23 protein-coding genes are annotated in these 20836 nt (G+C 66.3%); 10 read left to right on the top strand and 13 right to left on the bottom strand.

Annotated elements, in window-relative coordinates; genetic code table 11:
• Positions 1–15: 15 nt before the first annotated feature.
• Together LE416_RS10850 and LE416_RS10845 are read left to right on the top strand one after the other, a co-directional pair.
• Positions 16–2433 (top strand): flavocytochrome c, encoded by a 2418-nt coding sequence (locus tag LE416_RS10850; protein WP_225048669.1) that lies wholly within the window; start codon positions 16–18, stop codon positions 2431–2433.
• A 113-nt stretch (positions 2434–2546) separates the two neighbouring features.
• Positions 2547–3755, top strand: coding sequence for an L-lactate MFS transporter (locus LE416_RS10845; protein WP_225048668.1), 1209 nt, complete (start codon positions 2547–2549; stop codon positions 3753–3755).
• 178 nt (positions 3756–3933) lie between these two features.
• On the opposite strand, the gene LE416_RS10840 is transcribed toward LE416_RS10845, so the two are convergent.
• The 6 genes from LE416_RS10840 to LE416_RS10815 form a co-directional block, all read right to left on the bottom strand.
• On the bottom strand, positions 3934–4371 hold the full coding sequence (locus LE416_RS10840) for a GNAT family N-acetyltransferase (RefSeq protein ID WP_225048667.1): 438 nt from the start codon (positions 4369–4371) through the stop codon (positions 3934–3936).
• 99 nt (positions 4372–4470) lie between these two features.
• Positions 4471–5433 carry a DUF1861 family protein gene (locus LE416_RS10835; protein ID WP_225048659.1) on the bottom strand — a complete coding sequence of 321 codons (963 nt, stop codon included), beginning with the start codon at positions 5431–5433 and terminating at the stop codon, positions 4471–4473.
• Positions 5434–5595: 162 nt separating this feature from the next.
• Complete coding sequence (locus LE416_RS10830) at positions 5596–6165, bottom strand: phosphotransferase-like protein (RefSeq protein WP_225048650.1); 570 nt, start codon at positions 6163–6165, stop codon at positions 5596–5598.
• The gene (locus tag LE416_RS10825) at positions 6162–6599 is read right to left on the bottom strand and encodes a hypothetical protein (RefSeq protein WP_225048648.1); all 438 of its coding nucleotides are present in this window, start codon (positions 6597–6599) and stop codon (positions 6162–6164) included. The genes LE416_RS10830 and LE416_RS10825 overlap by 4 nt, the downstream gene beginning before the upstream one ends.
• A 26-nt stretch (positions 6600–6625) precedes the next feature.
• Positions 6626–6763 (bottom strand): hypothetical protein, encoded by a 138-nt coding sequence (locus LE416_RS10820; protein ID WP_225048645.1) that lies wholly within the window; start codon positions 6761–6763, stop codon positions 6626–6628.
• Between the two features lie 41 nt (positions 6764–6804).
• Positions 6805–7095, bottom strand: a complete 291-nt coding sequence (locus LE416_RS10815; protein WP_225048644.1) for a hypothetical protein — start codon at positions 7093–7095, stop codon at positions 6805–6807.
• 158 nt (positions 7096–7253) lie between these two features.
• On the opposite strand from LE416_RS10815, the gene LE416_RS10810 reads away from it, so the two are divergent.
• Complete coding sequence (locus LE416_RS10810; protein WP_225048643.1) at positions 7254–9038, top strand: glycerophosphoryl diester phosphodiesterase membrane domain-containing protein; 1785 nt, start codon at positions 7254–7256, stop codon at positions 9036–9038.
• 78 nt (positions 9039–9116) lie between these two features.
• Here the strand turns inward: LE416_RS10810 and LE416_RS10805 are convergent, their stop codons facing one another.
• The gene (locus LE416_RS10805; RefSeq protein ID WP_225048642.1) at positions 9117–9509 is read right to left on the bottom strand and encodes a cytidine deaminase family protein; all 393 of its coding nucleotides are present in this window, start codon (positions 9507–9509) and stop codon (positions 9117–9119) included.
• 146 nt (positions 9510–9655) lie between these two features.
• Here LE416_RS10805 and LE416_RS10800 point away from each other — a divergent pair, with 146 nt between their 5' ends.
• From LE416_RS10800 to LE416_RS10780, 5 genes are all read left to right on the top strand, one after another.
• Entirely contained in the window at positions 9656–9850 is a 195-nt protein-coding gene (locus LE416_RS10800) for a helix-turn-helix transcriptional regulator (protein WP_225048641.1), read from the top strand.
• Between the two features lie 30 nt (positions 9851–9880).
• Positions 9881–10330 (top strand): hypothetical protein, encoded by a 450-nt coding sequence (locus LE416_RS10795; RefSeq protein ID WP_225048639.1) that lies wholly within the window; start codon positions 9881–9883, stop codon positions 10328–10330.
• A 243-nt stretch (positions 10331–10573) separates the two neighbouring features.
• Positions 10574–12076, top strand: a complete 1503-nt coding sequence (gene glpK, locus LE416_RS10790) for a glycerol kinase GlpK (RefSeq protein ID WP_225048637.1) — start codon at positions 10574–10576, stop codon at positions 12074–12076.
• 428 nt (positions 12077–12504) lie between these two features.
• Complete coding sequence (gene glpO, locus LE416_RS10785) at positions 12505–14331, top strand: type 1 glycerol-3-phosphate oxidase (protein WP_225048635.1); 1827 nt, start codon at positions 12505–12507, stop codon at positions 14329–14331.
• An 81-nt stretch (positions 14332–14412) separates the two neighbouring features.
• Positions 14413–15117, top strand: a complete 705-nt coding sequence (locus tag LE416_RS10780; protein ID WP_338034777.1) for an MIP/aquaporin family protein — start codon at positions 14413–14415, stop codon at positions 15115–15117.
• 58 nt (positions 15118–15175) lie between these two features.
• Here LE416_RS10780 and LE416_RS10775 read toward each other — a convergent pair whose 3' ends face one another.
• From LE416_RS10775 to LE416_RS10760, 4 genes are all read right to left on the bottom strand, one after another.
• On the bottom strand, positions 15176–15982 hold the full coding sequence (locus LE416_RS10775; RefSeq protein WP_225048633.1) for a glycosyltransferase family 8 protein: 807 nt from the start codon (positions 15980–15982) through the stop codon (positions 15176–15178).
• A gap of 49 nt (positions 15983–16031) precedes the next feature.
• Positions 16032–16430, bottom strand: a complete 399-nt coding sequence (locus tag LE416_RS10770) for a type II toxin-antitoxin system death-on-curing family toxin (RefSeq protein ID WP_225048631.1) — start codon at positions 16428–16430, stop codon at positions 16032–16034.
• Positions 16430–16690, bottom strand: coding sequence for an AbrB/MazE/SpoVT family DNA-binding domain-containing protein (locus LE416_RS10765; protein ID WP_225048629.1), 261 nt, complete (start codon positions 16688–16690; stop codon positions 16430–16432). Before LE416_RS10765 ends, LE416_RS10770 begins: the two co-directional genes overlap by 1 nt.
• A 70-nt stretch (positions 16691–16760) precedes the next feature.
• Positions 16761–17507: a LysR family transcriptional regulator gene (locus LE416_RS10760; protein ID WP_225048627.1), complete on the bottom strand. Its 747-nt coding sequence runs from the start codon at positions 17505–17507 to the stop codon at positions 16761–16763.
• Between the two features lie 103 nt (positions 17508–17610).
• Here LE416_RS10760 and LE416_RS10755 point away from each other — a divergent pair, with 103 nt between their 5' ends.
• Complete coding sequence (locus LE416_RS10755; RefSeq protein ID WP_225048625.1) at positions 17611–18009, top strand: tautomerase family protein; 399 nt, start codon at positions 17611–17613, stop codon at positions 18007–18009.
• A 62-nt stretch (positions 18010–18071) separates the two neighbouring features.
• On the opposite strand, the gene LE416_RS10750 is transcribed toward LE416_RS10755, so the two are convergent.
• Entirely contained in the window at positions 18072–18611 is a 540-nt protein-coding gene (locus tag LE416_RS10750; protein WP_225048624.1) for a GNAT family N-acetyltransferase, read from the bottom strand.
• Between the two features lie 187 nt (positions 18612–18798).
• Here LE416_RS10750 and LE416_RS10745 point away from each other — a divergent pair, with 187 nt between their 5' ends.
• The gene (locus LE416_RS10745; protein ID WP_225048622.1) at positions 18799–19809 is read left to right on the top strand and encodes an aldo/keto reductase; all 1011 of its coding nucleotides are present in this window, start codon (positions 18799–18801) and stop codon (positions 19807–19809) included.
• Between the two features lie 80 nt (positions 19810–19889).
• On the opposite strand, the gene LE416_RS10740 is transcribed toward LE416_RS10745, so the two are convergent.
• Positions 19890–20834, bottom strand: a complete 945-nt coding sequence (locus tag LE416_RS10740; protein ID WP_225048620.1) for a Dyp-type peroxidase — start codon at positions 20832–20834, stop codon at positions 19890–19892.
• Between the last annotated feature and the right edge of the window lie 2 nt (positions 20835–20836).

Below are 20836 nucleotides of genomic sequence, written 5' to 3'. Positions count from 1 at the left end.
AAAGGAGGATCCGTCATGCAATTCATCGCCATCGCCGGCACCAATGCCGCGCATTCTTACAACCGCCAGCTGCTCACCTTCATGCAGGGGCACTTCAAGTCCCAGGCCGAGATCACGCTGCTGCCGCTGACCGGCGTGCCTTTGTTCAACGAGGCGCAAGTCGCCACCCCACCGGCCGCCGTGGTCGCGGCCAACCAGGCCATCGCCGCGGCCGACGGCGTGATCATCGCGACGCCGGAGCACAACCACTCCATTCCGGCCGCGCTCAAGAGCCTGATCGAGTGGCTGTCCTGCGACTTCAAGCCGTTCAAGGGCAAGCCCGTGATGATCGTCGGCGCCTCGGTTCAGCCGCAGGGCTCCTCGCGCGCCCAGCTGCACCTGCGCCAGATCCTCGACGCCCCGGGCGTCGACGCGACCGTGATGCCGGGCTCCGAGTTCCTGCTCGGCAGCGCCCAGAACGCCTTCACCGAAGACGGCGCACTCAAGGACCCGCGGACCGTCGACTTCTTGGACAGCTGCTTCTCGCGCTTCCTGCGCTTCACCAAGGTGGCCAACCAGCTCAACGAGCCGGAGGACGTCACCTTCACGCCGGGCGACTTCGAGGTCGAGGCTGTGGGCCACAACGGCGCGCTGCCGATGACCGTCACCCTGTCCAAGGATCGCATCGAAGACATCCAGATCGACAGCTCCGGTGAAACGGCCGGCATCGCCAGCGTCGTTTTCGCCCGCATCCCCAAGCAGATCATCGAGGGCCAGACGCTCAACGTCGACATCCTGTCCGGCGCGTCCGTCACCTCGCGCGGCGTGATCGACGGCGTGGCCAAGGCCGTGCGGCTGGCCGGCGCCGATCCCGAGGTGCTACGCAACCGGCCCAAGGCGCCGAGCGCCCTGGACCATGAGGACCGCGAGCTGACCGTGGACGTCGCCATCGTCGGGGCCGGGGGCGCCGGGCTGACCGCCGCCGCCAAGGTGCTGCAGGCCGGCAAGTCCGCCCTCGTGCTCGAGAAGTTCCCGGCCGCCGGCGGCAACACCGTCCGCGCCGGCGGGCCGATGAACGCGCCGGACCCGGCATGGCAGAACAGCTTCCCGGCCAACCCGGGGGAAAACCACACCCTGGCCCAGCTCGCCGCCACCGATCCCGCGACCATCGACGCGGAGTACCGCGACGACTTCATCGCCCTGCAGGCCCAGCTGAAGGACTACCTCGCCGGCAAGGCCGATTACCTGTTCGACTCCAAGCTGCTGTACCGCATCCAGACCTACCTCGGCGGCAAGCGCACGGACCTGAACGGCACCACCATCTACGGCCAGTACGACCTGGTCAAGATCCTGACCGACCACGCGCTGGACTCCGTTAAGTGGCTGGAAGACGTCGGCGTCAGCTTCGACAAGACCGAGGTCACCATGCCGGTCGGCGCGCTGTGGCGCCGCGGCCACAAGCCGGAGGGCTCCGTCGGCTTCGCCTACATCTCCGCGCTGTCTAAGTTCGTCAAGGCCAACGGCGGCACCATCATGACCGACACCCCGGTCGAGTCCCTCCTGATCGAGGACGGGCGCGTGACCGGCGTCGTGGCCAAGGGCGCCAACGGCCAGACCATCACCGTCCACGCCGGCGCCGTGATCCTGGCCTCCGGCGGGTTCGGGGCCAACACCAAGATGCTGCAGCAGTACAACACCTACTGGACCAAGATTGAAGACGACATCAAGACCTCCAACTCGCCGGCGATCACCGGCGACGGCATCCGCCTGGGCGAAAGCGCCGGCGCGGCCCTGGTCGGCATGGGCTTCACCCAGATGATGCCGGTCTCCGACCCGAACACCGGGGCGCTGTTCTCCGGCCTGCAGGTGCCGCCGGCCAACTTCATCATGGTCAACCAAAAAGGCAAGCGCTTCGTCAACGAGTACGGCAGCCGCGACCAGCTGACCCAGGCCGCCATCGACAACGGCGGGCTGTTCTACCTGATCGCCGACGACGAGATCAAAAAGACCGCGTACAACACGACGCAGGAGAGCCTCGACAAGCAGGTCGAAGCCGGGACGCTTTTCCGTGCCGACACGCTCGAGGACCTCGCCCGTCAGCTGAACATGGACCCGGCCACGTTGACGACCACCATCGCCAACTACAACCGCTACGTCGACGCGGGCGAGGACCCCGAGTTCGGCAAGAGCGTGTTCGACCTCAAGGTGGTCAAGGCGCCGTTCTACGCGACACCGCGCAAGCCCGCGATGCACCACACCATGGGCGGCCTGAAGATCGACACCCACACCCACGTGCTGGCTGAGGACGGCCACGCGATCGCCGGGCTGTACGCGGCCGGCGAGGTTGCCGGCGGCATCCACGCCGGCAACCGGCTGGGCGGCAACTCGCTCTCCGACATTTTCACCTTCGGCCGCATCGCCGGCGTCACCGCCGTCTCCGAGCTCAAGAAGTAACAGATTCACCGGCGGGTTCGCCCGCCTTGCCATCATTCACACGGCGTTGCCCGCGCACCGGGCCCGCGCCGCAATCCGTGCGGCCTCGGCCGCGCCTCACAGGAGGAAAAAATATGTCCAATCACCGCATTAACCGCTGGCAGGTGCTCATCGCCTCCACCGCCGTGCTGCTGTGCACCGGCGCCATCTACGCCTTTTCCGTGTTCGCCGGGCCGCTGTCGGCCAGCAAGGGCTGGAGCATGAGCGAGATCATGCTGGCCTTCACCATCAACTCCGCCATCAGCCCCATTCCCATGATCCTCGGCGGCTTTCTCACCGACCGCGGTTGGGCCAAGTGGTCCATCGCCGTCGGTGGCCTGATGTTCGGCCTCGGCTTCTTCCTGACCGGCCTGGCGACCAGCCCGACCGTGCTGTACCTGACCTACGGCGTGCTCGCCGGCCTCGGCCAGGGGCTCGCCTACTCCGGCTGCCTGAGCAACACCATCAAGCTTTTTCCGGATAAAAAGGGTCTGGCCAGCGGCATCATCACCGCGGGCATGGGCGGCGCCGCCATCATCGCCGCGCCGATCGCCAACGCCTTCATCCAGAGCCACGACGCCCTGTTCGCCTTCCGCGTGCTCGGCATCGTCTACCTGGTCGTGATTGTCATCGCCAGCTTCTTCATCCAGACCGCCCCGGCCGACTACCTGCCGGAGGGCTACACGCCGGCCAAGCGCACAGGCTCCGGCCCGGCCAACCGCGACTGGCGCGCGATGCTCGGCACCCCGTTCTTCTACCTGATCTTCCTGATGATGTTCACCGGTGCCTTCTCCGGGCTGATGATCGCCTCCAACGCCTCCGTCATCGGCCAGCAGATGTTCAAGCTGACCGCCGGCGTCGCCGCCTTCTACGTCAGCCTTTACTCCCTGAGCAACTGCGCGGGCCGCGTGGTCTGGGGCACCGTGTCCGATAAGCTCGGGCGCAACCGCACCCTGACCATTATCCTGAGCGTCATCATCATCGCCTTCCTGATCCTGGTCGGCGTGCGCTCCGCCTTCGGCTTCGCGCTGGGCGTCATCATCCTCGGCCTGTGCTTCGGCGGGGTGATGGGCATTTTCCCGGCCATGGTCATGGAAAACTACGGCCCGGTCAACCAGGGCGTCAACTACGGCATCATCTTCTGCGGTTACTCGATCGCCGCGTTCTTCGGGCCCAAGGTGGCCGTCAGCCTCGCCAACGGCGGCGACTACACCAAGGCCTTCATCGTCGCAATCGTGATCGCCGCGTGCGGCCTGATCCTCAACGGTGTCTACGTGGCGCTGAAGAAGCGCCAGGCGGCATAGGCCGGGTTCCGGCGCGATCGCGCCTCGGTGTCTCGGCATGATGAATCCACGCCACACGTCCTTTGCACCGTAAAATTTTGTTGCGATACCAAAACAGCGGCCCGAGGCCTACACTCACTTGCGAGTGCGGGGCTCGGGCCGCTGTTTGTCCTCGTTTCGGGTGCAGCACGGTTTTGGCCTACCCCCGCACCCACGTCATCTTGTGTTCCACCAACCCCGGCAGGTCGGCCGCCGGCTGGGTGGCGGTGATGGCGAAGCCCTCGCGGCGGTAGAAGCGCACGGCGCCGGTGTTTTGGGCGAAGGCACTCAGGGTCAGGCGCGGGTAAGCGGCCTGAAGCGCGGCCATCAGCGCGTGGCCGACGCCGCGGTTGCGCGCCGTGGCCGCGACGAACAGACCGGCCAGGTAGCCGACCTGCACGCCGGCAAAGCCGACGATGGTGCCGTCAACGCTCGCCGCGTACAGCGTCGCCTGGGGGAGCGCGACGCGCACGGCCGCTGCGTTATCACGCCAGTAATTGGCGGGCACGAAGGCGTGCGCGTCCAGGTTGGCCGCCAGCCAGATGGCCATCAGCACGTCCAGCTGCTCGGCGCTCGGGTTATCGAGTCGCTCAATCATGTTCAAGCCTCCTATTGAGACCAAGTCGTAGCGTGTCGCGCTGAGGTTTCTTTAGCCATCGCCAAAACAAGGATGCCACCATCGGCATCCAAGCGCCAACTACTGAATCTTGTACTGTGCGCAGATGATGTCGCCGTGGCCCTCGAATGGATAGGCAATTGCCGTCCGTCCTTCAAGCGTGTCGCCAAGCCCGCTGTACAGATCGACCAACCCGTCGGCGCGTGGCACCATCCCCGTCGTGAACGCGCAGTCCACGAGCTTTGGCTTCTTGGCCGGCCCGGCTGGGAAGGCGTGGCGGGTGCCAATCAGGTGATAGTCGGCGTATTCCCGGGTCTTTGGATTCAGCACGAACGACATGTTCATGTACACCGCCGTCTTGGCAACCGGATCCGTGAAGGACACGTGACCCAGGACGCCAATCTGACCATCCTCAAGCAGGAACGCCTGATTGCAGCCGCCCCACTCGTTGTCACTGAACAACCCTGGCAGGTAGTCCGCCTCCTCGATCACCTTGCCCGACAGATCCGCCAGCGAGTCGATGATCGTGAAGCCGACCATCGATTCGCTGCCGTACTTGGCCAAAACATCCTCGCTGCGCGGGCGAGAGAAGACCCCAACCCGGCCATCCGCGAGCGCTACCAGGCGAATATCCTTCATGTAATCCGGTCCTGAGGTGAAGTAGAACAGGTCGTCCAGCTTCTTGCCGCGGTACAGGTCCGTGAAGTAGGTGTCCAGCCTGCTCTGATCGAGCTTCACGTGCGTGCCGCCCATAACAATCTCGTCGCCGATGATGCTGATGTACGGATCCTCCATGGTGTAGATCATCGAATCCGGCACCAGGGTCCACTCGTCAACCGCCGTGCGCTTGAAGAGTCGAATCCAAGACCGCATCCACTCGCCGCGGCGCTCGACGCGCCCGAACAGGTAGGCATCTCCCTGGTACAGGAACGGCTGCGAACAGTTGTACACATCGAACCCGTCAACCCCCTTGAAGCTCAGGATTGCGGCGTCAACCAAGGTAAAATTCTGTTCAAACTTGTTTTTCTCTTCAACTAGGTTCATTGGTCTCTCCTTGACAATACACCACGCCACACGCACGGGGAAGCAGTGCGCGTCGTGCGGATTAATCTGTGCGGCTGCGTGGTTCACAGAAGCCGTAGCGTCAGACGATAAGCCGTGGGGCAGGGAGCGTCCAGCTGCTCGGTGCTCGGGTGAGCGAGTCGCTCAATCCAGCTCGAACCCCCGGTGTTTCCTCAGCCAGTCGCGAATCACCGCCGCGGCCTGCGCGGCAGGCGTCTGTTCGGTGTCGATCCATAGGTCAACCGGAGTGGCGGCGGTGGCATTGGCCCATCGCGCCAGCACGGCGGGTTCGGGCAGCGTGTGCCAGGTCGCCAGGCGGCGTGCGGCGATGACGGCCGGCGGCGCGGTGACGCCGACCACCGTCAGCGGCAGGCCGGTCAGCGTGCGGTGCATGGCCGCGCCGATGCCCAGCGGCCGGCTGTAGTCGTCGTGAATGCCGAGGTCCGCCACCACGTTCAGGCCCGCGCGGCTGTAGCCGGCCATGGCGGCAAAAAGCCCGGCGTAGAGGCGCTGAATCGTCGGCTCCAGGTCCGGCCGCTCGCCGCCCGGGCGCAGGCCGATGCCGGGCTGCAGGGCGGCCGGCAGCGCCTGCATCTGCAGGTCGACGCCGAGGGCCAACCAAGTACCGGGAAACGTGTCCTGAATCGCACGGGCGATGCTGGACTTGCCGGCCCGCGGCTGGCCGTTCAGCACCACAATCTGTCCTGGTGTCATCGCGTCGCCTCCGCTTCTGTCGTCAGCGCGGCCCACAGCGCGCGGTCCTTGGCCTTGCCCGCGCGCCAGTCGTCGTGGACCGAGGCGGCGTACACGGCCGCCAGCTGCGCCCCAGTCAGCAGCCACAGCGTCGCGCCGCCCGCGGTCACCCGGGTGAAGGTGCGATAGTCGACGCCGGCGTAAGCGGGCAGCGTCTCCACGTCGCCGAACGCCACGAGCGTTTTTCCCATGCGAAAGGCGTGCTCGTGCGGGTCCACCAGGTGGTAGCCTGCGCCGACCATCACCGCCGTCACGCGGCGCCAGGCGTGCAGGTCGGCGCTCCGCAGCTGCCAGTCGAGGTCGTGCGGCGCAAAGTCTCGCCCAAGCACGCGCTCTGCGGCCAGGCTGCCCAGCAGGTAGGGCGTGATGCCCACGCGGTTGAGTCGGGCGGCCAAGCGCAGCGCCTCCGGCCACAACGCGCTCATGCCTTGAAGTTGTACACCGGCTTGATGATGTCGGTGACCTCGACGGAATCTTGGATGTAGGCGCCATCGCGCGCACTGTCCTCCAGATTGGTGAAGACTTGTGCGGTGGCGCAAGTGCCGGTTAGGCCGATCATGGTGGACGCCCCTTTCTCTGCAGGCGGGCCAGGTTGCGGCCTCAGAACATGTTCACGAACCACTCGCACCAGTCGCCCTGGCCCTCGGCGTCGGCCGGGGCCTGTTCGAGCGCGCGGCGCATGCGCCAGAACTTGTCGTCGGCCGCGGTTTCGGAGTCGGCCCAGGCAGTGTGGAACAGCGTGCCGTAGAGGCTGCACGTGATGGCGTAGCCCCCATCGATGCGCTCAAGCGTCAGGCGGCCGACCGCGGACAACTCGTCTCTCAGAATCACGCCGTCCTCGCTGCCCGTCTTGCCAATGGTTGTGCCCGCCTCGGCCTGCCTCCAAAACATTCCAATCCCCCTTGGGCCCCTGCCCACACCTCACCCACGACTGCCATCACGCCCATTTTACCCCAGTCCGCGCCGGTTGTCGTTAGCGCTTTCTCATGCTCGGGTGGGAGGCGACGACCTGGCCGGCGCGGTATAATCGGACTATTGGAGGCAAAACGATGAAATCATTGCGAGACATAAGCGCCCTGATGCGCGAATTCGCCAGCCGCTGGGGCAGCTACCTGCTGCTGGTCGAGCTGGTGGCCGCCGCCACCGCCGGCGTCGCGGTGCCCCTGATGCGCTGGGCCACCGCCGGCATCCTGCGCGCAAGCGGCATCCCCTACCTCGGCGTCGACAACCTGGTCGCAGTCGCCCTGCACCACCCCGGCGCAGCCGCGCTGCTGCTCGGGCTGCTGCTGGTGCTCCTGGTGCTGGTTTACCTGCAGTTCGCCGTGCTGCTCGGCGGCATCGCCAGCATTCAGCAGCGCGAGGGCCGCGGCGTGCGCGCCATCGTCCGCGAGGGTCTGGCCGACCTGCGCCACCTGCGCCCCTCGAGCTTCGGCTTCTTCGTCGTCTACCTGCTGTTGATCGTGCCGTTCGCCGGCGTCGTCCTGCAGTCGGCCCTGCTCAACAAGGTGCAGATTCCGACCTTCGTCCTCGAGTGGCTCGCGACCAAGCCCCTTTTCGCCGTGCTGGTCGCCGTGTTCTACGCCGCGGCTGCGTACCTTGGGGTGCGGTGGATCCGCGTTTTGCCCAACACCATCCTGCGCGACCAGCCGCTGTCCGTCGCGGCGCGCCAGTCCTGGCGGCAGACTAAGGGCAAAATGTGGCGCTACGGCTGGCAGCTGACGCTGTTGACCGTGCTGACGACGCTGGTCGGCTGGGCGTGGTCCGGCGGCCTGATTGCGCTGCAGACGGTGCTTGACCGCACGCCGATTGCCTTTCCCGCGGCGGTGGTGCTCCTGACGCTGATGCTAGCCGGCCAGACCCTGCTCGGCGGCGCGGCGAGCGTGCTGTACCTGCTGTTTCTCGTCGCGCCGGACGGGCTGGTGCCCGCGACGCGCGCGATTCCGAACCGCCACCACTGGCTGCGCCGCGCGTTCGTGCTCGGCTCCGGCGGCGCGGTGATTGTGATCATGGCGGCGTTTGGCGCCTTTTACATGACCGGTGCTCTGGTCGAGCACCCGCTGACCATCTCGCACCGCGGCGTCGACGCCGGCAACGGGGTGCAAAACACCATCCCGGCGCTGCGCAAAACCGCGGCGCTGCACCCGGACTTCGTCGAGATGGACCTGCACGAGACCAAGGACGGCCAGTTCGTGGTGCTGCACGACGAGAACCTCAAGGCGCTGGCCGGCGTCGCCCGCACCCCGCACCAGCTGACCCTGGCCCAGCTTCAGGCCGTCACCGTGCGGGAGAACGGGCACCGGGCCAAGCTGGCCAGCTTCGACGACTACCTGGCCGCGGCCGAAAAGCTGGACCAGAAGCTGATTGTCGAGCTCAAGCCCACGCCCGGCGACAGCCCGCAGATGCTGGACCATTTTATCCGCCGCTACGCCAAGCGCCTGGAACAGGACGGTTCGCGCGTCCACTCGCTGAGCTACCGGCTGATGGCGCGGCTGCACCTGCGCGTGCCGAAGCTGTACGCCGGCTTCATCATGCCCTTCAGCCTGGTCGCGCCGCAGACCGACCTGTCCGGCTACACCGTCGAGGAGACGACGCTCGACGCCGAGCTCGTCGACACGGTCCACGCGCGGCACCAGGAGGTGTGGGCGTGGACGGTCAACGACGAGGGCGACATGGCGCAGATGCTGTTTTCGGACGTCGACGGCATCATCACCGACAACCTGAGCGACCTCAAGCGGGTGATCGCCGAGCAAAGCGACCACCCGAGCTACGCCCAGCGCCTGCGCCTGTTCGCCACCGCCCTGGACGACCTCGGCGAGCCGGTGATCGGCAACTGAATGCGCACAACGAAACAGCGGTCCACCTCATCACGGGTGGGCCGCTGCTTCGTCTCGTCATCGATTGCGGGCTGCTGCCTACACCCACCATTCCGGCGTCAGCTGCGCCAGCGTGACCACGCGGCCGCTTTGGCAGTCCATCATCACCTGCACGTCCTTGGCCGCGCCCGGCATCAGCTGCGCCATCAGCTCGCGGCAGGCCCCGCACGGCGCCATCGCCTGACCGTCCGCGCCGATCGCCAGCACCCGGGTGATCCGATTCTCGCCGTGGGTCAGCGCGTTGAAAATGGCGTTGCGTTCGGCACACACGCCCAGGGTGCAGGCGGTGTCGACGCACACGCCGACGTAGATTGCGCCGCTTGGCACCGCGATGGCGGCCGCCACGCCGCCCGCCTCGATGTAATCCGACACGTTGCGCGGGGCCAGCACCGCCTTGGCCGCCGAATACAGCCGCTGCCACTGTTCATCCATGTTAATCTTTCCCCTCACGGTACCGTTTTCTTTGTCTGTCCCATCCAGTATAGCCGGCGGGCCGCGGCGCCGCAAACCATGACCAAAAGTTAAATATAATTGTCATTTTGCTGTTTATGTCTTACAATACCGGTGAGGTGAGCCACATGACGAACACGAAGATGAAGGCGGCCCGGGTGGCCCACGGGCTGACCCAGGCCGAGCTGGCCGACCTGATCGGTGTCACGCGCCAGACCATCGGCGCGATTGAAAAGGGGGACTACAACCCCACCATCCAGCTGTGCCGCAGCATCTGCCGCGCGCTGGACCAGACGCTCAACGACCTGTTCTGGGAGGATTGACCGCACGGCGGTCGCAAAGGAGGAGATTGCATGTTCGATGAACGTCAACTGAATGCGCGCCGGCGCGGGTACACCGCCAGCTTCTGGGGCCTGATCGCCCTGCTGGGACTGAACCTCGTGGCAAGCGCCTGGCTCGGGCACCCGCTGTTTGCCAGCCAGTACGTCGGGACGCTGACCCTGGTGTTCGCAGTGATGACGCCTTTGAGCTGCTACTTCATTCTGGCCAGCGCCTACCTGAAGCCCGGCCAGGGGGACGGAAGCCTGCTGGCGACGGCCGCGCTGGGGCTGGTCTGGCTGGCGCTCGGCGCCGTGATGCTCTGGAGCGCACTGACGCTGCCCGGCTACGGTCAGCCGCTGCTGCGCGCCGGGCGGCTGACCGAGGGCTTCGTCACAACCGTCGTGCTGCCGCTGGTGTTCACGGCGCTCGGCGCCACCTCCGGCTACCAGTGGTGGCGCAACCGGCACGCCGAGGCGGACTGAACGTGCACGGCCCCAACCACAACCACAGCCTTGCCACGGTCCTGCCCGGTGCCATCCCGGGCGGGGCCTTTTTCGTTTGCGCCGCGGCGGTTTTGTTACCGTTTTCACCCGCCGCGTGGTACAGTTAGGAAGACCGTCAACCGGGTTAACGGCATCGGCCTTTGGGTTGTCCCGCCGCGGCCCGGTTCGTTATCATATTAATGTAAGCGATGTCACAAACTTTTTAATCTAGGGGGAACAAACATGACGACAAAAGGCGACTACATCCTCGCCATCGACGAAGGCACCACCTCGACGCGCGCCTTGATCATCGACCACGACGGCAACAAGGTGGCCGACGCGCAGCGCGAGTTCACGCAGTACTTCCCGCAGCCCGGCTGGGTCGAGCACGACGCCAACGAGATCTGGAACGCCGTGCTGTCCACCATCGCCACGGCGTTCATCGACTCGGGCATCCAGCCCAAGCAGGTCGCCGGCGTCGGCATCACCAACCAGCGCGAGACCACGGTGATCTGGGACAAGCAGACCGGCCTGCCGATCTACCACGCGGTGGTGTGGCAGTCGCGCCAGACCAACGAGATCGCCAACCAGCTCAAGGCCGGCGGCTACGGCGCCATGATCCACGACAAGACCGGGCTTTTGATCGACGCCTACTTCTCCGCAACCAAGATTCGCTGGATCCTCGACCACGTCGAAGGCGCCCAGGAGCGCGCGGAAAAAGGCGAGCTGCTGTTCGGCACCATCGACACCTGGATCTCCTGGAAGCTGTCCGGCGGCGCCTTCCACGTCACCGACTACACCAACGCCAGCCGCACGATGCTGTTCAACATCCACACGCTCGAGTGGGACGACGAGATCCTGAAGCTCTTGAACATCCCCAAGGCGATTCTGCCGGAGGTCCGCAGCAACTCCGAGGTCTACGGTCAGACAGCCGACTACCACTTCTACGGCTCCGGCGTGCCGATCGCGGGCATGGCCGGTGACCAGCAGGCGGCGCTGTTCGGCCAGCTGGCGCTTGAGCCCGGCATGGTCAAAAACACCTACGGCACCGGCGCGTTCATCGTGATGAATACCGGCCTTGAGCCGACCACCTCCGCCAACAACCTGCTGACGACCATCGGCTACGGCATCAACGGCGAGGTGCATTACGCGCTTGAGGGGTCCATTTTCGTCGCGGGCTCGGCCATCCAGTGGCTGCGCGACGCGATGAAGCTCGTCGCCACCGCGCCCGAGTCCGAGGAGGCGGCCCTGGCCTCCAAGTCGCAAGACGAGGTCTACGTCGTGCCGGCCTTCACCGGCCTCGGCGCGCCGTACTGGGACGCCGACGCCCGCGGCGCCGTGTTCGGCATCACCCGCGGCACCACGCGCGAGGACTTCATCAAGGCGACGCTGCAAAGCCTCGCCTACCAGAGCCGCGACGTCATCGACACCATGTACAAGGACACCGGCATCGCCATCCCCGCCCTGCGCGTGGACGGCGGCGCGGCCAACAACGACTACCTGATGCAGTTCCAGGCCGACATCCTGAACACGCCGATCGAGCGCGCGGCCAACCTCGAGACCACCGCGATGGGCGCCGCGTTCCTGGCGGGCCTGGCCGTGGGCTTTTGGAAGAACACGGACGAGTTGCACCGCATCGCCAAGATCGGCAAGCGCTTCGAGCCGGCCATGACCGACGCCCGCCGTGCCGACCTCTACGCCGGCTGGCAGTCCGCCGTCCAGGCCACCATGGCGTTCAAGCACTAACCGGCGCTGCTGCATGGCCCGGCTTCGGCCCGGCCGCGGTGGTGCTTCCGGTTCCGGTCCAAGGCGGCGGAACGCGTGGGGCTCCCGCAAGCCCAAAGTTCGGTCTTGCGACCCGCCCTTGCTGTAAGCCAGCAAAACCGGCTGGCTAACAGCAATCTCACGCTGGCTCGCCTTGGACCTCCACCTCCAGCACCACCACGGCCGAGCCTTCGCCTACATGCGTGTTCAAAACCGCCGACTCACGCCGACCTAAGTAAACACCTTCTGCTTCATGACACTGCCGGTTTGTCCGTGTGTTCGAGTGGAGAATGTCTCCAGTCCCGGGCACCCCGCAGCGTCTGAACAATCATCATCTTTGAACCGCACGCATTCAACACCCCGCCGCCGGCCACCGGGTCGGCGGTCCCGTCACGAAGGAGGCTCAGTTGATGGCATTTTCCGCACGTACCCGGCCCGCCGCGATTCAGCGCATGCAGGCCGAACCGCTCGACCTGTTGATCATCGGCGGTGGCATCACCGGCGCCGGCGTCGCCCTGCAGGCGGCCGCCAGCAATCTCAGGGTCGGCCTGCTTGAGATGCAGGACTTCGGCGCCGGCACCTCGTCGCGCTCCACCAAGCTGGTGCACGGCGGGCTGCGCTACCTCAAGACCTTCGACGTCCGGGTGGTGGCCGACACGGTGCAGGAGCGCGCCGTGATCCAGGGCATCGCCCCCCACATCCCCCGTCCCGCCCCGATGCTGTTGCCCCTCTACGACGAGCCCGGTGCGACCTTCGACCCCTTTGCCGCCAAGGTCGCCATGGACCTGTACGACCGGCTGGCCGGCATCACCGGGCCGCCGTATGCCAACACGACGCTCACCGCGGCGGCCGTCCGCGACCGGGTGCCCGGCCTTGCGACCGCCAACCTGACCGGCGCCGGCGTCTACCTCGATTACGTCAACAACGACGCGCGGCTGGTGATTGAAAACGTCAAGGCCGCCGTGGCCCACGGCGCGACCGCGGTCAGCCACGCCGAGGTGCTCGAAATCCTGCACGACGACGCCGGGCGCGCCAACGGCGTGCGCGTCCACGACCACGTGCAGGGCGGCGAGTTCACCGTCCGTGCCAGGCTGATCCTCAACGCCACCGGGCCCTGGTCCGACTACCTGCGCGAGGCCGACGCGGCGCTTGACCACACCAAGACGCTGCGGCCGACCAAGGGCGTGCACCTGGTGGTCGACGACAGCGTGCTGCACGTGCCCCAGCCGATCTATTTTGACTCCGGGCTCGCCGATGGCCGTATGATCTTCGTCGTGCCGCGCGCGGGCAAAACGTACTTCGGCACCACCGACACCGACTACCGCGGCGACTACCGCCAGCCGCGCGTCGAGCAGCCAGACGTCGACTACCTGCTGCGGGTGATCAACACCCGCTTCCCGCAGGCCAGCGTCCGCCTGGCCGACCTCGAGGCGTCCTGGGCCGGGCTGCGACCGCTGATTGCCGGCGGCGATGACTACAACGGCGGCGCCGTGCACCACCTGTCCGACGCCGCCGTGGCCAAGCTGATTGCCGCGGTCACGGCGTACCAGGCGGGCAAAATGGACCGCGCCCACCTGGAGCGGGCGCTCGCCGCACTCGAGCCGGCAGAGGCCGCGGCCGCGCCGTCGACCGTTTCGCGCGGCTCGGCCCTGACCACCGAGGCGGACGGCCTCCTGACGCTGGCCGGCGGCAAGCTGACCGACTACCGCAAGATGGCCGCCGGCGCCATGGCGCTGATCCGGCGGACCCTGGCCGCGGACTTTGACATCCGCGCACAAGACGTTGACTCGACGCGCCTGCGCGTGTCCGGCGGGGACTTCGCCGCCGACGCGGTCGAGGACGCGATGACGGACTTCACCGCGCTGGGCGTGGCCGCTGGGCTGCCGGAGGCCGACGCGCACCAGCTGGCCGAGCGCTTCGGCGGCAACACCGCGGCCGTCCTGACCCACGCGGCGGCCGGCGCGGCGCCGGGGCTGTCGCTGGCCGAAACCGCCAGCCTGCGCTACTGCGTGGAGGAGGAGGCCACCATGACCCCCGTCGACTACCTGCTGCGGCGCACCTCGGCCCTGCTGTTCGCCGCCGACACCATCCACGTCCTCGCCGATCCTGTCGTGGCCGAGATGGCCCGCCTTTTGGGCTGGGGCCCGGAGGAAACCCGCGCCCAGCGCCAGCGGCTGCAGACCGCGTACGACGAAAGCAGCCTGCGCGCGCTCAAGCGGGCCGCGCATCAGAACTGAACTGAATACACTGGCCCCCGACCGGCTAAGCCCGCGCTCGGTCGCCCTCTACAAAGGAGAAAAAATCAAATGACCTCTACCATCATGACCCAGGCCCTGGGTGAGTTCATCGGCACCCTGGTGCTGGTGCTCCTCGGCGACGGCGTTGTCGCCGGCGTCAGCCTCAACAAGTCCAAGGCGCAAGGCGCCGGCTGGATCGCCATCACCCTCGGCTGGGGTCTGGCCGTGACGCTCGGCGTCTACTGCGCCGGCTTCCTCGGCCCGGCGCACCTCAACCCGGCCGTCACCCTCGCGTTCGCCGCAATCGGCAAGTTCAGCTGGAGCGGCGTGCTGCCGTTCATCATCGCGCAGATGCTCGGCGCGTTCGTCGGCGCCGCCCTTGTGTGGCTGCAGTACCTGCCGCACTGGCAGGCGACCAAGGACGAGGCCGCGATCCTCGGCACTTTTGCCACCGGCCCGGCCATCCGCCAGCCGTGGGCGAACCTGTTCAGCGAGGCCCTGGGCACCGCGATGCTGGTGTTCGGCCTGCTGGCGTTCACCAAGGGCCAGTGGACCGACGGCCTCAACCCGATCGGCGTCGGCATCCTGATCACCGGCATCGGCCTGAGCCTCGGCGGCACCACCGGTTACGCGATCAACCCGGCGCGTGACCTCGGTCCGCGCCTGGCCCACGCCGTCCTGCCGATCGCCAACAAGGGCGACTCCGACTGGAACTACGCCTGGATTCCGGTGGTCGGCCCGATCATCGGCGGCGTGATCGCCGCGCTGCTGTTCGTGCTGATCTGATGCATGCAAAAATGGTTCCCCATGCCTCATCGCAGAGGCCTGGGGAACCATTTTTTTGTTAGCGTTCGGCCATCTTCTGGTACGCCAGGTACAGCGCGGTGAAGCGGTTGTCGTGCTTGGCCGTCCAAGGCTTGGGCTGGCCGTCGAAGTGGAGAATCGCCGTGTTGGCCATCACCCAGTGGATGTCGTGCTCGCCCTTGCTGCGCAGGAAGTACTTGGCGTAGCTGCGCGCGTCGTAGTTCCACCGTTCGTCGGGCACCTCGAGGGTGTACTTGCCATACAGGTGGTTGAGGATGTCCTGGTCGGGCAGCATCAAAAAATCGCCCTGCGTCTCGATCACGTGCCGGATGTCGGCCCAGCGAATGCGGGCCCTGGCCTGGTCGAGGTCGATCAGCAGGACGCCCGAGTTGAAGTAGGCGTGGTCGGTGTTCAGCCGCAGGTTATTGAACGGCGTGGTGACATCGACCAGCCCGGTGTGCGTGGCCGCCGCCAGCATCCGCCCCTGCAAGTCCAGTTCCCACAGCGGCCACAGCGGGTTGAGAATTAGGATGTCCGGATCGAGGTACAGCACCCGGTGCAGGTCCGCGGGCAGAATATCGCCGGCCAGCAGGCGAAAGTACATCTCCTTGGGGTAGCGGGCCTGCGTCGGCGCCGCCTCCCACTGCGCCCCGTCGACGGCGACGGGCCGAAACTGCCAGCCAAAGGCCGCGGTCAGCGCGGCCACCTCCTCGAGCTTCGCGGCCGGAATCGCCGAGTGAACCAACCACACCGTGACGTCGGCGGCCGGCTCGTTGGCGTGAAGCGAGGTCAGGGCGACCTTCAGCGGCGCCAGGTAGCCGGCGTCCAGCGTGAATAACAGATCCAAATGCTTGTCCCCCCTCAACCGAGGTGACGATCCATGTCGCCACCAAAACCTACGCCAACATCTCCCGCACCGCCGCCCGCACGTCCTGCCACAGGTCCTGCGGCTCCCCGTCGACCTGCGCCACATGAATCGCCAGGTCCGCCAGCCGGCGCCGCTGCGCCGCAGTCGGGTGGAACACGACCCCGTTTTGGGCCAGACAGTCCAGCAGGGCCAGGTAGCCGGTGCGCTTGTTGCAGTCGTTGAAAATGTGCTTCTTGATCAGCTTCACGAAGTAAAACACCGCCAGGTCCGGTACTGTGGCGTACAGCCTGCGGCCGAAAACCTCCTGCTGCGCCGAGCGCACGATGTAATCCAGTGCCCCGGCATCGCGAATCGTCGCCTCCTGGCCGTAACGTTTTTGCACGCAGACGTTGAGCGCCACAATCTCTTCTTCACTTAAATAAGTCATCAGCGGTCCGCCAAGTAATCCATGGCGTCTTGGTTCTCGGCAATCAGCCGGTCGATGCGGGCCACGGTGGCCAGCGCCTCATCGCGTTGGCGAACCGGCACAATCACGGCCTGCCCGTCGCGCTCGCCGATGGTCACGTGGTCGCCTTTGTGGATCCCGAGCGCCGTCGCAATCGCCGGCGGAATCGTGACGTACAGGCTGGTGTTGCTCTGGCCGATCTTCCGGTCCTCACGGTTCGTCAGCTTAGTTGGGTCAATCATGTTATCACCTCGTATCCTTAGTATATACAAGCAATACCAAGGCCGCAAGTAAGGCTCCCTCGCGCCGCCTTCACTCCTGGTTGACCGCGAACGTCCGGTAGGCGAGCCGGTAGCGGTGCGTTGGCCGCGCGTTCACCAGGCCGTGGGCGGCCGCGAGGTACTGCGGCAACAGCGCGACGCCGCGGCCGCTGGCCACCGTCGCGATGATGCTGTCCCAGTCGTCCAGCGTCACCACCCGCGAAAGCTCACCCCTGCAGTCGCGCAGCGTCCGCGCGCGAAACGGGCACAGCCGATCGGCGTTGACCAGGATCGGCAGGTGCGCCCAGTCCCCGCCCGGGGTCGCCAGGAAGGCCGCCGGCAGGTGTGCCAGGGCGGTCTGCTCAAAACCGCTCGGCCGCACGTCGGCGTAGGTCACAATCGCGTCGACCGCGGCCGGCGTCAGCGCCCGCATCTGCGTCGAGGACAGGAGCCGGATGTCGCTTCGGGCGATGTCGTAGCGGTGGTCTTGGACCACCAGCAGGTTGTACAGGAGCTTGGACATCGCCAGCCGGGGCTTGCGGTCCGGCTCGCTCAGCGCCGTGCGCACCGCGGCCGTCGCCGCCTGCACGTTTTGCACGTACGCAAAGAAGCGCTCCCCGGCCGGCGTCGGCACAATGCCTTGGTAGCTGCGCGTGAACAGGCTGGCCCCGAACTCCCGCTCAATCGCCTGAAGCCGCGCCGTGATGTTCGACTGCGCAAACCCCATGGCCTGCGCCGTCAGGTTGATCGACCGCAGCTCGTACAGCTGCCTGAACACCTCGAAGTCCTGTAATTGCATGGCGTCCTCCCTATCACTAATTACGATAACCATAGCACAATCTGGTAATAGGCGCCACGGTCGCGCGGGGGTAAGCTGACCCTATCAACAAGGAGGAATCATCATGCCATACTTACGTGTTCGTCTCGCCACCGCTTCTCATACCCCAGCCACCACCGCGCGGGTCGCCCAGGCGCTGACCCAGCTGGCCGTCACCAAGCTGGGCAAAAACGCCGCGGCCGCCGCCGTCGACATCCAGTACCGCGACCCAACAAGCTGGTTCATCGGGGGTCAGCCGCTGGCTGCCGGCCACCAGAGCAGCTTTTTCGTCGAGGTCAAGGTCACGGCGGGCACCAACACCCGCGACGACAAAGCCGCCTTCGTGCAGGCCGTGTTCGCCGCGATGCAGCGGCTGCTCGGCCCCGTCGCCGCCACTAGCTACGTTGTCGTCACCGACGTCCCCGGTTCGGACTGGGGCTACGGCGGCAAGACCCAAAGCTTCCGCTACGAAGCCGCGCAGTAGTGCCGCAGCCCGATCAAAAGGCGGCATGCGGTGGGTGACACCGCATGCCGCCTTTTACTGACTCAGTCCGCCTTGCGCCGGGCCGCCCACTCCGAGCGCAGGATCCCGTACTTGACGGAGTCGTAGTAGCGCCCCTGCCAGTAGCGGACCTGGCGGATGCGACCCTCGCACTGCATCCCCACCGCGGCGCCCAGCCGCATCATCCGCTCGTTGCCCGACCAGGTGGTGAAGCCGAGGTGCGGCAGCGGGGTGGTCGCAAACAGGTGGTCCAGCCACAGTGTCAGCGCCGTGCGGCCGATGTGCTGGCCCCACCGGTCGGCCTGAAAAACCGCAAGCCCGACCTCGAGCCACTGGTTCAGCGGCTTGTCGTCGTAGTACGCGGTCACCGAGCCGACCAGCGCGCCGTCAAGCAGGATCACGCGGCGCAGCGGGTTTTGCACCCAGCGCTGCTGCGCCGTCGCCGCGAACTCGGCCTGGGTCGGCATCGGGTCGTTGAAGTACGGGCCGTTCCACATGGCCCATTCGGCGGCGGGGTCGCTGTACGCGAGCTGCCAAAAGGCCGGCACCTCGGCTTGCGTTAAGGGGCGAATCGTGACGGTCATAAGGGCTCCTTTCGCGCCGGCGCTTGCCGGCGGCCTAGCTGATGGTCCCAGTGTACCAAGGCGCCGCGCCACCCGCAACGGCGCCCGGGGAAATTGGCGAAACCGCTTGCCCTGGACCCGCTCTAATGTTGTACACTGACCCCGTACCCAGCCATTCGTCGCAAGTCACGGGAGGACAATCACAATCATGGAATACACTACACTAGGCACCACCGACATTCGCATCTCCAAGCTGTGCGTCGGCGCGATGAGCTTCGGTCAAGCCGGCACGATGCACGACTGGACGCTGGACGCGGCGCAAAGCCAGGCCGTCATCGCGCACGCCCTGGACCTCGGCATCAACTTTTTCGACACCGCCAACGTCTACTCCGCCGGCACCAGCGAGCAGTACCTCGGCGCGGCCATCAGGCAGCTGGTGCCGCGCGACCAAGTGGTTTTGGCCTCGAAGGTCTACTTCAACCCCGGCCGGCTGTCCCGCGCGGCGATCAACCGCGAGATCGACGGCACCCTGAAGCGTCTGGGCACCGACTACCTGGACCTCTACATCATCCACCGCTTCGACTACGAGACGCCGATTGAGGAGACCATGGAGGCCTTGAACGACCTGGTGGTGGCCGGCAAGGTGCGCGCGCTCGGGGCCTCGGCCATGTACGGCTACCAGTTCTACAACATGCAGCTGGCCGCGCGGGACCACGGCTGGGCACCGTTCGTCGCGATGGAAAACCACTACAACCTGCTGTACCGCGAGGACGAGCGCGAGCTGATCCCGCTGTGTCAGCAGCTCGGCGTCTCCCTGATGCCTTACAGCCCGCTGGCTTCCGGCCGCCTCGCCCGGCCGCACTGGGACGCGAACACTAAGCGCAGCCAAACGGATCGCGTCGCCGCCGGCAAGTACGATCACACCAAGGAGGCCGACTTGCGCATCGCGCAGCGCGTCCACGAGCTGGCCACCAAGTACGACGCGACGATGGCGCAGGTCAGCCTCGCCTGGCAGTGGGCCAAGGGCGTGGCCGCGCCGATCGTCGGCGCCACCAAGGCCAAGTACCTCACCGACGCGGCCGGCGCCTTCGCCGTGCAGCTGACCCCAGACGACATCACCTACCTCGAGGAAGCCTACCTGCCGCACAAGGTCGTCGGCGCGATCGACCACAACCCGGCGGACGGTGTCGTGCTGCTGGACGCGGACAAGAAGGCGTAACCGCGCCGCCCACCGCAAAAAGGGGCTGGACTTCACTCGGCCAGCCCCCTTTTGACATGTGACGCTCACAGTTCCGCGCTCTAGAACGCCTCACCGTCTGCGATCTTGGCCAGCACGCTGCGCGACGGGATGAAGAACAGCTCGCCGCTGACCGGCGTCGAGAAGTCCAGCAGGCGGTCGGACTTTTCGAACATCCCCTGAAGCATCCGCTTGGTCACCGTCCAGTGGCGCGCGTAGCCGATGAAGTAGGTCCCGTGCAGGCCCTCCGCAGGGTTGCTGAACGGTACGTTCATCCGCACGATCTTGTGCTCGACGTCGCCCTCGTTGTCCTGGGACACGACGTTGTGGGCGTTGTGCGCCTTCTCGTCGTCCTCCAGCTCAACGTCCGTGAACTTCTTGCGGCCGATGGCGGCCTCCTGCTGCTCCGTTTTGAGCTTGTTCCAAGCGTCCATGTCGTGGTGGTACTGCTGGGCAAAGGCGTAGGAGCCGTTGATGAAGCGTTCGTCCTCGTCGCCGATCACGGCGTAATCCGGCGTGTCCAGCGCCGTCGGGTTCTCGGTGCCGTCGACGAAGCCGATGATCGCGCGGCCCTCGAAGTAGCGGAAGCCGTGGGTCTCGTCGAGCACGGTCACCTGGTCCTTGATGCGGTCCATCACCTGGCTCATCAGCTCGAACGGCACCGCCGAGTTCTTCGCCCGGATGTGGAAAAACAGGTCCGCGGGCGTGGCCGGTGCGGTGTACTTGGGCCCCACCACCGGCGCGAATTCCTCGAGCTCCGCCGGCCGCGGCCCGGCCGGAAACAGGTAGTCCCAGGCTCGGCGCGACAGCCCGAAGGCGACGGCCAGGCCGGCCTCCGGGTAGCGGACGTTCAGCGACGACTCGAAAGCGGGCAGGCGCTCCGCGAGGTCTTGGATCATCGCCAAGTCGGCGTCGTGGTCCTTTCGGTTGAGGTCCATGGTGGCAAAAATGATGTTGTCCCCGGCGTCCTTGTAGACGTCCTGGACATCTCTCAGGTCAATTGGCATTC

Source organism: Lacticaseibacillus kribbianus (assembly GCF_020180945.1).
Taxonomy (GTDB): Bacteria; Bacillota; Bacilli; order Lactobacillales; family Lactobacillaceae; genus Lacticaseibacillus; species Lacticaseibacillus kribbianus.
Note: the sequence above shows the minus strand (reverse complement) of the source record. Positions and strands in the feature narration are given on the sequence as shown.